Raw genomic sequence first — 12,659 nt, forward strand, 5'->3', positions numbered from 1 at the left:
ACTCACTCGCGCAGCAGGTGCGCGCCCACCGTCTCCACCAGCACCTCCACGTCCACCGGCTTGCGCAGGTAGGCACACGCGCCCACCTCCCGGGCCACGTTCGCGTTGCTCGCCGAGGCGGAGAAGATGACGATGGGGATGTCCTTCCACTCGGGCACCGCGTGCATCTCGTGGGCGAAGCCCAGCCCGTCCAGCACCGGCATCATCATGTCCAACAGCACCAGCCCGGGCAGCGGCCGGGCGCGCGCGAGCACCTCCAGCGCCTCGCGGCCATTGCCCGCGCCCAGCACGGCATGGCCCGCGTCGCGCAGCACCTCCTCGAGCGCCTCGCGCAGGTCCGCATCGTCATCCACCACCAACAACGGACGCGTCATGCCGGCTCCTCCACCGCATGGTTCCGGGCCCGCAGAGGCAGCTCCAGGATGAAGCGGGCCCCTCCGCCCGGGCGCTGCTCGGCCCACACCCGGCCCCCGTGCGCCTCGGCCGCCCGGCGCGCCAGGTACAGCCCCAGCCCCAGCCCGCCGTAGGAGCGCGAGGACACCGCCCGGCCGAAACGCTCGAAGATGCGCTCGAGCTGCTCCTCCGGAATCCCGATGCCCCGGTCCTCCACCACCACCCGCGCCACCGCGCCCTCCCGCACCACCCGCACCTCCACCGGCTGGCGCGCCCCGAACTTCAGGGCGTTGGAGAGCATCCCGGACACCACCTGCTCCACCCTCATCCGGTCCCACTGGCCCACCAGCCCCCGGGCCACCTCCAGCCGCAGCGCGCACCCCATGGCCTGGGACTCCGCCTCGAAGCGCTCCAGCACCTCGGCCACCAGCTCGCCCAGGTCCATCCCCTCCAGCGACAGGGGCAGCTCGCCGGTGGACAGGCGCGACACATCCAGCAGCATCTCCACCAACGTGCCCAGCCGCCGCACCTGGCGCACGCCCTTGTCCAGCCGCTCCACCATGTCCGCGGAGGCCTCGCGCCGCGCCCGCTGCACCAGCGTGCTCAGTTGCAGGCCCAGCGTGGTGAGCGGGGTGCGCAGCTCGTGGGCCGCCACGGCGAGGAACTCGTCGCGCAGCCGGATGGCCTCCTGCGACTCGCGGAACAGGCGCGCGTTCTCCAGCGTCAGCGCGGCGCGGCGCACCAGCTCCTGGGCCACGGGCATGTCCTTGGGGTGGAAGCGCGGCCGGCTCCCGGTGGTGCCCAGCGTCACCACGCCCAGCGTCCCCATGCGTCCCACCAGGGGCACGTGGATGACGGAGTGCAGCCCCAGGGCGAGCATCCGGCGCAGGTGCTCCGGCGAGCGCGCCAGCGCCTCCAGCCGGGCCGCGGGCACGTCCGTCAGCAACTGCGGCTCGCCCGTGCGGAACACCCGCGCGGGCCCGCTGGGGGCGTCCGGTGACAGGGGGAAGAGCCGGTCCGTCTCGAATCCCAGCTCCACCCGCTCGGGGTCTTCGTGCGCCAGCGCCACCACCTTCAGGTGCCGGCCATCCTCGGAGTAGTAGACGGCGCACCAGTCCGCCAGCTCCGGCACCGGCAGGCGCGCCACCTGGTCCATCGTCTCCTGCAAATCCAACGAGCCGGCCAGCACCTCCCCGGCGCGGGCCAGCAGGGCCCGGTCCCGCTCGGCCCGGGCGCGCTCGTGGCGCAGCCGGGCCTCGTCCACCTCGCGCGCCACCGCGACCGGCAGCCGGGTGAGGAGCGTCTTGGGGAAGTAGTCCCGGGCACCCGCCTTCATCACCTCCACGCCCTCGAACTCGCCCACGCTGCCGGAGACGACGATGAAGGGGATGTCCAGGCCGCTGTCGCGCACGATGCCGAGCGCGGAGGGCGCATCGAAGCCGGGCAGGCAGTAGTCCGAGAGGATGACGTCCCAGGCCCCGGGCTCGAGCGCCGCGCGCAGCTCCTCGGCCGACTGCACCCGGTGACAGTGCACCTCGAAGCCCCCCCGGCGCAGCTCGCGCTCCACCAGTTCCTGGTCGTCCGGGTTGTCCTCCACCAGCAGGACACGGAGCGGCCTGCTCATCCAGGCACCCCCGGCTGCGGGGAGCGGTTGAGCTCCAGCCAGTAGACGCCGAGCTGGCGTGCCGCCTCGACGAACTCGTTGTAGCTCACCGGCTTGCGCACGTAGCTGTTGCAGCCGTGGCTGTAGCTGTCCACCAGGTCCTTCTCCTCGTCCGAGGAGGTGAGGATGACCACGGGGAGGAAGCGGGTGCGCGCGTCCGCGCGGATCCGCCGCAGCACCTCGTGCCCATCCATGCGCGGCAGCTTGAGATCCAACAGCACCAGGGAGGGCAGCGGCGAATGGAGCCGGTGCGCGTGCGCGCCGCGCGCGAAGAGGTAGTCGAGCGCCTCCAACCCATCCTCCACCACGTCCAGCGGCTGGGTGAGGCCCGCGCGCTGGAAGGCCCGCCGCGTCAGGTCGACGTCGTCCGGGTTGTCTTCCACGAGGAGGATGGACTGTGGGCTGCTCATGGCTGTGCCTCCTGCAGGGTGAAACGGAAGGTGGCGCCCCCGCCGGGGGTGGCCTGGGCGGAGATGTCTCCGCCGTGCCGGTGGACGATGCGCTGGACCGTGGCCAGCCCGATGCCCGTGCCCGGGAACTCGGAGGGCTTGTGCATCCGCTGGAAGGGGCTGAAGAGCTTGCCCGCGTACGCCATGTCGAACCCCACCCCGTTGTCGCGCACAACGTAGTGAGTCCCCCCGCCGGCCGTCTCGGCGAAGAGCTCGATGACGGCCCCGGAGCGCTTGCTGGTGAACTTCCAGGCATTGCCCAGCAGGTTCTCCAGGAGCACCCGGAGCAGCCGCGGGTCCCCCCGCGCGGTGAGGCCGGACTGCAGCGAGCACGTCACGTCGCGCCCGGGCTCGCGCTGGCGCAGCTCCTGGAGCACGGACGCGGCGATCGCGCTGAGGTCCACCGGCTCGCGGCTGAGCTCGGCGCGGGTGACGCGGGAGAGCTGCAGCAGATCGTCGATGAGCTGGCCCATGCGCGTGGCGGCCCCCTGCAGGCGCGTGAGGAGCCGGAGGCCCTCGGCGGACAGCCGCTCGCCCTCGTCCTCGCGCAGCGCCTGGGCGAAGCCGTCGATGGCCCGCAGGGGCGAGCGCAAGTCGTGCGAGACGGAGTAGCTGAAGGACTCCAGCTCCTTGTTGGCGACGGTGAGCTCTTGGGTGCGCTGGGCCACGCGCGACTCCAGCCGGGCCTCGCTGGCACGCAGGGCCTCCGTCTGCGAGCGCACCTGGGCGAGGCTGGCGTCATAGTCCCGGGCGAGGGTGAGGAGCTGACGGCGGCTGAGCCAGGCCAGCAACAGGCCCACCGCGAGCGTCCACACGCCCCCGCCAGGAGCACGCTCCGGCCCGCGCGCTCGGCCTCGAGTCCCTGGAGGGTGGCGCGCCGGAGCACCTCGGAGCCGATGGTATCCAGGGTCAACCGCAGCGCATCCATGCGGGACTTGCCGGCGCCCGAACGCACCAGGGCCAACCAGTCCCCCTTCTGGTGGAAGGTGGAGAGCTGGAGCTCGGCCACCCGCTCCCATTCCCGCCAGCCTCCGTGCAGCGCCTCCATCCAGGCCCGTTGCTCGGGCTCACTGGAAAGGCCCTGCGCCAGCTCCTCGAGCGCCAGGGGGAGCCGTTGCCCGGCCGCCTGGTAGGGCTCCAGGAAGGTGGGTTCCCCCGTGAGGAGATAGCCGCGCAGACCTGTCTCCCGGTCGATGAAGAGCAGGCGCACCCGCTCCAGCCGGGTGAGGGCCGCCTGGTAATGGCGCGCCTTCTCCTGGGCCTCGATGAGGCCGCTCACCGTCCACAAGAGGACGCCCGCGAGCAGCAGCAACAGTCCCACCGGGAGCAGGATGGCTCGCAGCAGCAGGCGGCGGAAGCGCCGGGGGTCGGTCAGGGGCATCGCGGAGGAGGACACGTCCCCGAAAAGGTTGGGGGTGGAAGGAGACCCTTCAACCCATGCCACCGGCCACGAGGAGGGGGCGGGGGACGGTGGCTCGCCAGGGAAGCGTGAGGTGGACGCCGGAGGCCGGGCCCCGTGCCGTGGAACACGTCACGCGAGGGGAGGTGACCTGCGCAGTAGCCCTCGGGGTGATTCCGTGAGTAGTGTCGCGCGGCATGACTTGTCGACTCACCTTCGCGAGCCGCCCGCGGCAGGAGCCGCGCGGCCCACCGGGGTGGGGACGACCTTGGAGGTCACCCACATGGCAGAAAATTCGAAGCCCCCGTCCCGCCCCGCCCGTCAGGGAGGCCGGCCGGGTCCGCGCAGACAACCCCCTCCCGTGTTGGACCTGGGCACCGAGGTGGCCGGCTACGAGGTGGTGCGCCGCCTGGGAGCGGGGGGCTACGGCACCGTGTACCTGGCCCACGGCAGCACGAGCCTCGTCGCGTTGAAGGTGCTCCCGCTGGAGTCCTCCCGGGGGTGGGAGGAGCGGGAGGTGGACGTGATGCGCCGGCTGAAGCACCCGGGCGTGGTGCGGCTGTTGGGGTACGTCGACTGGCCGGAGGGGCAGCCCCACCTGCGCGTACTCATCATGGAGTACGTGAAGGGACTGCCCCTGGACGAGAGCGTGCGCCGGAGCAACCCCTCGGCGCTCGGGGCGGTGGAGCTGCTGCTGCCATTGCTGGAGGGGGTGGAGGCGATGCACACCGCGGGCGTGCTGCACCGGGACGTGAAGGCCTCCAACATCCTGGTGAGGGCCGAGGACGGCAAGCCGGTGCTGGTGGACTTCGGCGCGGGCGCCTACACGGGGGCGCCCACCCTGACCACGTCGGTGCTGCCGCCGGGCACCCCGGAGTACCGCGGCCCCGAGGCCTGGGACTTCTTCCGGCACCACATGGGCGAGGAGGGGATGCGCTACCAGCCCACGCCCGCGGATGACCTGTGGGCGGTGGGCGTGCAGCTCTACTGGATGCTCACGGACCGGCTGCCCTTCACGGGCCGGGATTTCCTGGCGATCGGCACGGCCGTGCTCCACGAGCGGCCCGTGCCTCCGCGCGAGCTCAACCCCTGGGTCCCGGAGGCACTGGAGCGCGTGTGCCTGCGGATGCTGGAGAAGGACCCCAGCGCCCGGTACGCGACCGCGCGCGAGGTGCGCCGGGCCCTGTCCGCACTGAGGGCGGAGGCGGACGACTCGTGGCACGAGCCCCTGTTCGAGCCCCACGGGCCCCACAACGCCACCACGGGGCCCCAGGAACGGCTCGCGGAGGGGCAGGACCTGCAACTGCGGCTGAGCAGGCTCGCGCGGCAGCCGCCGAGACGGGGCGAGCAGCCGACGCAGGAGGCGACTCCCATGACGCTGGCAGTGCGTCCGGCACGGGCGCCTTCCCCACGCACCGGGCCGGGGCTCGGGCGGCGCCTGGGCCTGCTGGCGATGGGAGGCCTCGCGCTGGCCGCCGCGCTGTGGCTGATCCCCTCGTGGAAGCCGGGCGTGACCCCGGAGGTCACGGCGCGGACCCAACCTTTCATGTCACCCGAAGCCTTTCCCATACAGTGGGATGCTTTTTTCCCAGATGTCGTGCCCTCGCTGAAACCGCCCCATGTTGTTGCGGACGCGGCGCCCAACGGAAAGGCCGTTGCCGCGCCCGTCCTCAACGCCAGCCACAGCGAGAAAGACATGTCCGAGAAGAAGACCCCACAGAAGCCGGCGCCTGCCCTCCAGGCACGGAAGTCACGGCCGGGCCTGATGTACTGCCTGAGCCTCGGCGTGGCCGCCGCGCTCGCCGCCGGCTGCGCCACCTCCCCCATCTCCCGGGCCTTCGACGAGCAGTGGGTCAAGAGCGGGAAATGGGCGAAGGCGGAGGAGCCCGAGGATCTCGTGGAGTGCGAGCCCGAAACGATCAAGGCCATGAAGGAGAATCACATCGCCATCGGGAGCTTCCATCCGGATGCGGTCTACGGGTCTGGCTTAGGCCAATTCCCGAGACAGGTGCCTCTGTCCAGGCTGGGTGCCACGGTGTCGGTGCCAATGAGTGGCACGGGAGTCGAGGTTCGCACGAGATGGGGCGATTTCATGGCCAGTGGCGTCCTCCGGGGAGCGAGCGTCGTCTTGGGAGATCGCGTCTATACCCGTCTCGTCAACTACAGCGGCGGGCTGCCTGACGATAACAGGCAAGTCCCCGTGTGCATGGAGGTATGGCATGACGGAAAGCCCGGAGTTCCCCATTTCGGGCTGGACCCCGAGAACCCGGGCCACGTCAAGGTAGCGCCCCGCGTGCAGGTCAAGGCCGTGAGCAAGTACTACTGAGCGCACCCGCGCGCTTCCAGGAAACGCTCCCTCCGTGCTCTCAATCTCCCTCGGCCCTGTCCTGCCCCTGATGCTCCTCCTTGGAAGTCCCCCCTCTTTCGCGCCTTCGCCAGACCCCAGCAAGGAGGTGCAGGGCATTGGGAGCGGCCCGGAGATTGCGCCCCGCCAGGCAGAGCAACCCCAAGCGGGGCAGTGGTGCCCTCAACCGCACGACCACCTCACGCTCGAGGCTTTCTCCAGAATGGCGGCTGGCGGTGCATTTATCGTCTGGGATCTCACGAGGAGCGTCACGTTGAGTTCCGAAGTGCAGGCGCTGCGCAGCTTCATCGGCTACCACAGTGTGCACCCTCGGAATCCTTCCCGAGCACAGGTGATCCTGCAGATGGAACTGACTGTCTCGGATAGCGGCGAACTCCAACAGGTGACTGGGGTGTCGTTGGAGGCCAACAGGCAAAACGTCCACCTCCAGGTACGGCAGGCGCATGCTTCCGTGGGTGGAGGACTGCGGTTGTTGGTGGAGGGCTCCTTGGATCTCCACCGGCTTCAAACCGTCCCTCATGACCTCTATCTCAAGGGTAGAGGTGGAGGTTCGGTGCGCACTGCCATCCTCGCCAACATCATGCTCCGCTGAGGGCATCGGTGGCTCAGGCAGCGGGCAGGGGCCGGAAGGTGACGCCGTCCAGGCCCAGACGGCGGCAGGCCTCGACGAAGCGCTCGGTGCAGACAATCGTGGTGGAGAAGTCCTCCAGCCGGAACAGGTCCAGGTCGCTGGGAAGTGTGGCTGCATCCAACAGCATGTCAGCGGGCCGCGTGAGTCCACAGCGGCCACAGCGAGGACAGGGTGGCTTGCGGTTGGGCGGCAGGCAGTCCGGGTGAAGCCGGCCCACGGGGAGCGGTTCCAGCTCGAGCAACTCTGGTGAGGTACGCTGGCGGAAGCGAAATCCCGTGCGGCAGCCCTTGAGTCCCCTCAGCCCTTCGGCCTGGAGCTTTTCCAACGCCTCACGCCGTGCCAGCAACAACCACGCAAACCGAGCCACGAGTGCTCCGAATGGGCCCTGGGCCTTACCCATGAGCGGGCCGAACTCCGTCCCCGGTTCCACCAAGGCACCTGGAGGCAACAAGGGCCGCACCAGCTCACACAGCCTCTCATATTCCTCGATAGGCTCGGCCCGGGCCTCCTCAAAGTCAGCCAGGGAGGTTACAGGGGTGAGATCCACCGAAGGGTACGATTTGGCACCGCCACTCCAGGTGGTTGTGCAGCCAGGACAGCGACGGATGCCCGGCAGCCTCCACTTGTGTTCACAACCGATGTACGCCACGTAGCCCAGCGACTTGTCTTCTTCGAGAGTGAAGTAGTCCATCTTACTCACAGGAATAAGACACAAGCGGACCCATCACGTTAAATCGAGACATGAGTTCGCCCGCGAATCGCCAAATCTCTTCTGGACTGGCATTGTAGTTGTTTTGCCGGAATTGCCGCCACGCCACATTCCATTGTCCCCCTTGGGGCCCACCGCTGTGTAGCCACTGGTGGAAGCTCCTGGGCAACCGAATCGTATAGGCATGAATGTTGATGTCCTTGCCCTTGAACCACGCAGCCAACGCCTGCGGGAAGATGTGGTGCTTCTCGAGCGGCTCCCACGAGCGGACGCACGGGGGCTTGAGCACCCGGGGCGCGTACTGCCCTCGGATATTCCAGTTGTGCCACGGAATCTCGAAGACGGCTTCCCTGCCCCCAGGCACCGCCAGCGGGCGTCCCCACCAGCGCGTCGGATTGGGGGGTGGACGCAGACTGCCATGCGCGAAGGCCAGGAGGACCGGACGGTCTTCCACCTCCACCACGTCCTGGCACCGCCAGAAGGCGCAGCGCTCCTCCTCGTCACACAGCGGGACCACACAGCTCGGGTCCTCCCGCGCCTCCTCCCACGAGGCCACCGGGTCCACGTCCTCGACGGACTCGCCCACCACTCCGGGCGCCGAGCTCGCGCACGCGCTCAGCACCAGGCCGAGCAGCGCCAGCCATCTCTTCCAGGGCGGGAGGCTCATCCCACCCACGCTACACCACCAGCCGCCTCGGCTTCGACACCGCCCAAGTCAATTCTCACTTCATCGGCAAGGGTTGGAAGGCCACGCCGTCCAGCCCCAGACGGCGGCAGGCGTCAACGAAGCGCCCGGTGCACACGATGACGGTGGAGAAGTCCTCCAAGCGGAAGACATCCAGGTGGGTGGGAATCGTGGACGCGTCCAGCAGCCTGTTCTTGGGGAGGGTAAGTCCGCGGCGGCCACAACGCGGACAGGGTGGCTTGCGGCCCGGCGGCAAGCAGTCCGGGTGTAAGCGCCCCAAGGGAAGGATTTCAATCTCGAGCAACTCGGGCGAGTTGCGCTGGCGGAAACGCACATGAGTCTGACAACCCTTGAGTCCTCGCAGCCCCTCGGTCCGCAGCTTCTCCAGCGTCTCGCGTTGCATCAGCAGTACCCAAGGGTTGAGAGCCACGAGCGGTCCAAAGCGGCCCTGGGCCTTGCCCACGAATGGGCCTAACGCAGTCCCCGGTTCCAGCAAGGCCCCAGGAGGCACCAGAGGCCGCACCAGCTCACGCATCCTCTCATATTCCTCGATAGGCTCGGCCCTGGGCTCCTCGAAGTCGGCCAGGGCGGCAACGGGGGTGAGGTCCACCGAAGGGTATGACTTGGCACCCGCGCCCCAGCTGGCCTTACAGCCAGGACAACCGAGGATGCCAGGCAACATCCATTTGTGTGTGCCGTCGATGTACCCTGTATAAGCCGACGACTTGTCTTCCTCGATGCTGAAAAACTCCATAGAGAGGCACCTCATTCTACCTCAGTCACAGTAATAGGATACGAGTGGCCCGTTCACCCGGAAACGCGACATCAGTTCGCCTGCGAATTTCCAAATTTCCTCGACGGTCGCGTCAGGGTCCTCTCGCTGGAACTGATACCAGGCCTCATTCCACTGGCCACCTCTCGAACCCCCACTGTGCAGCCACTGGTGGAAGCTCCTGGGCAATCGAATGGTGAAAGCGTGAATGTCGATGGGCTTGAGCTTGAACCAGGCGGCCAACGCCTGCGGGAAGATGTGGTGCTTCTCGAGCGGCTCCCACGAGCGGACGCACGGGGGCTTGAGCACCCGGGGCGCGTACTGCCCTCGGATATTCCAGTTGTGCCACGGAATCTCGAAGACGGCTTCCCTGCCCCCAGGCACCGCCAGCGGGCGTCCCCACCAGCGCGTCGGATTGGGGGGTGGACGCAGACTGCCATGCGCGAAGGCCAGGAGGACCGGACGGTCTTCCACCTCCACCACGTCCTGGCACCGCCAGAAGGCGCAGCGCTCCTCCTCGTCACACAGCGGGACCACACAGCTCGGGTCCTCCCGCGCCTCCTCCCACGAGGCCACCGGGTCCACGTCCTCGACGGACTCGCCCACCACTCCGGGCGCCGAGCTCGCGCACGCGCTCAGCACCAGGCCGAGCAGCGCCAGCCATCTCTTCCAGGGCGGGACGTTCATCCCGCCCACGCTACACCACCGCTAGCGGCCTCGATTTCAGCGCGCCGAGAGCAGATCCGCCTGCGCGGCGGCCACGGCGGCACCCGGCTCGGACCGGTGGCCCGCCGCCAGGAGCGCCCGCTCCACCGCGCCCACCGTGGCCAGCACATCGCCCGGGCCCACCACGTTCATGTGCCCCACCCGGAAGTAGCGCGTCTTCAGCTGCGGATGCAGCCCGCCAGCAAGCACCACGCCCTGCTCCCGCGCCCGTCCGAGCATCGCCACGTCCACTCCCTCCGGGTAGTAGAGGGCGCTGAGCGTGTTCGCCGCCACGGACTCCGTCACCGGCAGCATCTTCAGCCCCAGCGCCTTCCAGCCCGCACGGAAGGACCGTGCCATGCGGCGGTGACGGGCGAAGCGCGCCTCCATCCCTTCGCGGAGGATCTGCCCCAGGCTCACCTCCAGCGCGTACACCAAATTCACGGGCGGCGTGGCGAAGTAGGCGGCCCGGCCGGCCTCGTACGCCTCCATGATGGGCAGCCACTCCGCGAAGTCCGCGTACAGCGAGCGCACCGGCGTCCGGCGCGAGCGCCACGCATCCAGCGCCCTCGGGCTCACGCTGAGCAGCGCCAGTCCCGGCGGCACGCCAATCGCCTTCTGGCTCGCCGTCAGGTACACGTCCGCGCCCCACGCCTCCTGGTGGAACGTCTCCCCCGCCGTGGCGCACACCCCGTCCACCACCGACAGCACCCCGTGCCGGCCCGCCGCCTTCACCAGCGCCTCCACCGGCGCCAGCACTCCGGTGCTCGTGTCCACGTGGGTCACCGTCATCACCTTGAAGCGCCCACTGGCCAGCACCCGCTCCACCGCCGTCACATCCGGCACCTCGCCCGGCGCGCACTTCTCCTGCACCACCTCCGCCCCGTAGCGCTCCAGCAGCAGCGCCATCCGGTCGCTGAAATACCCGGTGTTCACCACCAGCGCCCGCTCCCCCGGCTCCACCAGGTTGGCCACCGCCAGCTCCATCGCCAGCGTGCCGCTGCCCGCAACCACGAAGGGCTGTGCCGAGGGCGCCAGGCACACCTCGCGCACCTTCTTCAGCGCCCTCCCGAAGATGGAGATGAACTCGGGCGCCACGTGGCTCGCCGTCTTCGTGCTCAGTGCCCGCATCACCTCCGGGTCGAACTCCACCGGGCCGGGAATCATCAGCAGATCTCGCTCGCTCACGGGTACCCCTCTTCGTGGTTGGTGGCCGGGGACTAGCGCAGCCCGGGCCGGGACTCCACGGCGGATTCGAGGGATGTCCAAAAAAGACGGACGCGTCTACTTCGTGAGTCGCTTGCTCAGGAAGTAGCGGCTCTCGCCCCGCGGATAGTCCGGCAGCGTTCCGAAGCGCGCGTAGCCCTGCTTCTCGTAGAAGCCCAGCGCCTGGAAGCTGAACGTGTCCAGGTGCGCCGAGTGGCACCCACGCCGCACCGCGGCTTCCTCGATGCTCGCCATCAGCCGCCCTCCCCAGCCGTGTCCGCGCAGGCGCTCGTCCACCCAGAGATGGCTCACGAAGAGCCACTCCCAGTGGGTGTAGCCCATGGCGCCTCCGAGCAGCGTGCCATCCTCCGCTCGCACGAAGACGGCCAGGTCCCTCGCGTTCTCCGGCGCCGCGCGGCTCTCGTTGTACCGCACCAGACTGCGAATCAGGGCCCGGAGCTCCTCCTCGGAGGGCTCCTCCACCACCGTCATCCTCACCGCGTTCGTGGCGTCCATTCCCCCATGGTAGCGGCTCCAGGTGTTGGCCGTTGAGCGCCCGGTTCATCGAGCCCATGACTCCCCCCGGAAGCCCGTGGCGGACTGCCTCCCGATGAGCGCCTCCATGTCCCTCCGACTCTGTCTCGCCTTCCTGTTGGCCTGTGGCTGTGTCTCTTCCTCCCCCGCGAATCGCGCCGGTTCCCCCGCGCCCCCGGCGGAGGCATGGCGGAGCCCGCTGCTCCGGGAGCACCCGCTGGTGGGAACAATCTGGGACGTGCGCCAGGGCCGGCAGGTCGATGAGCAAACGCTGCTGGCGGAGCTCTCCCAGGCCCGCTTCGTGCTCCTCGGCGAGCGGCATGACAACCCCGACCACCACCGCCTCCAGGCCCGGCTCGTGGAGGCGCTCACCGGCTCCGGCCGCAAGCCCGCGCTCGCTTTCGAGATGCTCGACGTGGAGCAGCAGTCCGCTGTCGATGCGGCGCTCTCCCGCGAGCCTGGGAATCCGGATGCCATTGCCCAGGCCGTCGCGTGGGAGCAAAGCGGCTGGCCCGACTGGTCCCTCTACCGCCCCATCTTCGCCGTGGGCACCGGGCGCGGCCTGCGCATCGTCGGCGCCAACCTCCCACGCGCCCAGGTGAAGGAGCTCGTCATGCGCGGCCTCGACGCCCTGCCTCCGGAGACGCGCACCCGGCTCGGGCTCGAAACGCCACTGCCCGAGGACGTCGCCCGCGCCATGCGCGCGGAGATGCACGAGTCCCACTGTGGCCACCTGCCCGAGCCCATGCTCGAGCCCATGGTGCTCGCCCAGCGCGCGCGGGATGCGCAGATGGCAGACATCCTTCGGACCACCGCCTCGGACGATGGGGCCGTCCTCATCACCGGCGCTGGCCACGCGCGCACCGACCGCGGTGTCCCCGCGCAGCTCGCCCGGCTCGCCCCGGGCCTTCCGGTGCGCAGCCTCGCCTTCCTCGAGGTCTCCTCCGAGGCCCGAGAGCCTCGCGACTACGCGCCCCCCGACAGTCCCGGCGGGCTTCCCTATGACTATGTCTGGTTTACCCCGGCCTCCGAGCGGGAGGACCCCTGCGCCGTGTTCCGCAAGGCCCCCGCGCCGGAGAAATCCCCCGGAAAATAGCGTGTCAGGTCCGGCGAGGAGGCCGCGTCCTTCCAGGTGTAGGCGGGAGCGA

At 69.5% G+C, this 12,659-nt stretch carries 13 protein-coding genes and 1 pseudogene; 3 read left to right on the forward strand and 11 right to left on the reverse strand.

Features of this window, described 5'->3' with window-relative positions; all coding sequences use genetic code 11:
* Positions 1-2: 2 nt before the first annotated feature.
* The 5 genes and pseudogenes from ACN28I_RS27690 to ACN28I_RS27710 all read right to left on the reverse strand — a co-directional run.
* Entirely contained in the window at positions 3-374 is a 372-nt protein-coding gene (locus ACN28I_RS27690) for a response regulator (protein ID WP_420944934.1), read from the reverse strand.
* Positions 371-2,017 (reverse strand): ATP-binding protein, encoded by a 1,647-nt coding sequence (locus ACN28I_RS27695; RefSeq protein ID WP_420944935.1) that lies wholly within the window; start codon positions 2,015-2,017, stop codon positions 371-373. Before ACN28I_RS27695 ends, ACN28I_RS27690 begins: the two co-directional genes overlap by 4 nt.
* Complete coding sequence (locus ACN28I_RS27700; protein ID WP_420944936.1) at positions 2,014-2,466, reverse strand: response regulator; 453 nt, start codon at positions 2,464-2,466, stop codon at positions 2,014-2,016. The genes ACN28I_RS27695 and ACN28I_RS27700 overlap by 4 nt, the downstream gene beginning before the upstream one ends.
* Positions 2,463-3,320, reverse strand: a complete 858-nt coding sequence (locus ACN28I_RS27705; RefSeq protein WP_420944937.1) for a sensor histidine kinase — start codon at positions 3,318-3,320, stop codon at positions 2,463-2,465. The genes ACN28I_RS27700 and ACN28I_RS27705 overlap by 4 nt, the downstream gene beginning before the upstream one ends.
* A 71-nt stretch (positions 3,321-3,391) precedes the next feature.
* Positions 3,392-3,886 (reverse strand): annotated as a pseudogene (locus ACN28I_RS27710) (CHASE3 domain-containing protein); the annotation flags it as partial.
* A gap of 301 nt (positions 3,887-4,187) precedes the next feature.
* On the opposite strand from ACN28I_RS27710, the gene ACN28I_RS27715 reads away from it, so the two are divergent.
* Together ACN28I_RS27715 and ACN28I_RS27720 are read left to right on the forward strand one after the other, a co-directional pair.
* Positions 4,188-6,230, forward strand: a complete 2,043-nt coding sequence (locus ACN28I_RS27715) for a serine/threonine protein kinase (protein WP_420944938.1) — start codon at positions 4,188-4,190, stop codon at positions 6,228-6,230.
* 292 nt (positions 6,231-6,522) lie between these two features.
* A complete protein-coding gene (locus ACN28I_RS27720; protein ID WP_420944939.1) occupies positions 6,523-6,861 on the forward strand; it encodes a hypothetical protein in 339 nt (112 codons plus the stop codon).
* A gap of 13 nt (positions 6,862-6,874) precedes the next feature.
* Here the strand turns inward: ACN28I_RS27720 and ACN28I_RS27725 are convergent, their stop codons facing one another.
* The 6 genes from ACN28I_RS27725 to ACN28I_RS27750 all read right to left on the reverse strand — a co-directional run bounded on the left by ACN28I_RS27725 (position 6,875) and on the right by ACN28I_RS27750 (position 11,493).
* Positions 6,875-7,591, reverse strand: coding sequence for a double-CXXCG motif protein (locus tag ACN28I_RS27725; RefSeq protein ID WP_420944940.1), 717 nt, complete (start codon positions 7,589-7,591; stop codon positions 6,875-6,877).
* A gap of 1 nt (position 7,592) precedes the next feature.
* On the reverse strand, positions 7,593-8,276 hold the full coding sequence (locus ACN28I_RS27730; protein ID WP_420944941.1) for a TIGR02269 family lipoprotein: 684 nt from the start codon (positions 8,274-8,276) through the stop codon (positions 7,593-7,595).
* Between the two features lie 55 nt (positions 8,277-8,331).
* Positions 8,332-9,048, reverse strand: coding sequence for a double-CXXCG motif protein (locus tag ACN28I_RS27735; protein ID WP_420944942.1), 717 nt, complete (start codon positions 9,046-9,048; stop codon positions 8,332-8,334).
* 21 nt (positions 9,049-9,069) lie between these two features.
* Positions 9,070-9,753, reverse strand: a complete 684-nt coding sequence (locus ACN28I_RS27740) for a TIGR02269 family lipoprotein (RefSeq protein ID WP_420944943.1) — start codon at positions 9,751-9,753, stop codon at positions 9,070-9,072.
* A gap of 36 nt (positions 9,754-9,789) precedes the next feature.
* The gene (locus ACN28I_RS27745) at positions 9,790-10,938 is read right to left on the reverse strand and encodes a pyridoxal-phosphate-dependent aminotransferase family protein (RefSeq protein ID WP_420948727.1); all 1,149 of its coding nucleotides are present in this window, start codon (positions 10,936-10,938) and stop codon (positions 9,790-9,792) included.
* 117 nt (positions 10,939-11,055) lie between these two features.
* Positions 11,056-11,493, reverse strand: coding sequence for a GNAT family N-acetyltransferase (locus tag ACN28I_RS27750; protein ID WP_420944944.1), 438 nt, complete (start codon positions 11,491-11,493; stop codon positions 11,056-11,058).
* A 238-nt stretch (positions 11,494-11,731) separates the two neighbouring features.
* Here ACN28I_RS27750 and ACN28I_RS27755 point away from each other — a divergent pair, with 238 nt between their 5' ends.
* Positions 11,732-12,607, forward strand: a complete 876-nt coding sequence (locus tag ACN28I_RS27755) for a ChaN family lipoprotein (RefSeq protein ID WP_420944945.1) — start codon at positions 11,732-11,734, stop codon at positions 12,605-12,607.
* The last annotated feature ends 52 nt before the right edge of the window (positions 12,608-12,659 follow it).

The sequence above is a fragment of the Archangium gephyra genome, assembly GCF_049060025.1.
Taxonomy (GTDB): Bacteria; Myxococcota; Myxococcia; order Myxococcales; family Myxococcaceae; genus Archangium; species Archangium gephyra_A.

Bases quoted from the DNA above. Each gene is read 5' to 3' on its own strand.
- ACN28I_RS27690 (WP_420944934.1), bottom strand. From the start codon at position 374: ATGACGCGTCCGTTGTTGGTGGTGGATGACGATGCGGACCTGCGCGAG.
- ACN28I_RS27695 (WP_420944935.1), bottom strand. From the start codon at position 2,017: ATGAGCAGGCCGCTCCGTGTCCTGCTGGTGGAGGACAACCCGGACGAC.
- ACN28I_RS27700 (WP_420944936.1), bottom strand. From the start codon at position 2,466: ATGAGCAGCCCACAGTCCATCCTCCTCGTGGAAGACAACCCGGACGAC.
- ACN28I_RS27715 (WP_420944938.1), top strand. From the start codon at position 4,188: ATGGCAGAAAATTCGAAGCCCCCGTCCCGCCCCGCCCGTCAGGGAGGC.
- ACN28I_RS27725 (WP_420944940.1), bottom strand. From the start codon at position 7,591: ATGGACTACTTCACTCTCGAAGAAGACAAGTCGCTGGGCTACGTGGCG.
- ACN28I_RS27730 (WP_420944941.1), bottom strand. From the start codon at position 8,276: ATGAGCCTCCCGCCCTGGAAGAGATGGCTGGCGCTGCTCGGCCTGGTG.
- ACN28I_RS27735 (WP_420944942.1), bottom strand. From the start codon at position 9,048: ATGGAGTTTTTCAGCATCGAGGAAGACAAGTCGTCGGCTTATACAGGG.
- ACN28I_RS27740 (WP_420944943.1), bottom strand. From the start codon at position 9,753: ATGAACGTCCCGCCCTGGAAGAGATGGCTGGCGCTGCTCGGCCTGGTG.
- ACN28I_RS27745 (WP_420948727.1), bottom strand. From the start codon at position 10,938: ATGATTCCCGGCCCGGTGGAGTTCGACCCGGAGGTGATGCGGGCACTG.
- ACN28I_RS27750 (WP_420944944.1), bottom strand. From the start codon at position 11,493: ATGGACGCCACGAACGCGGTGAGGATGACGGTGGTGGAGGAGCCCTCC.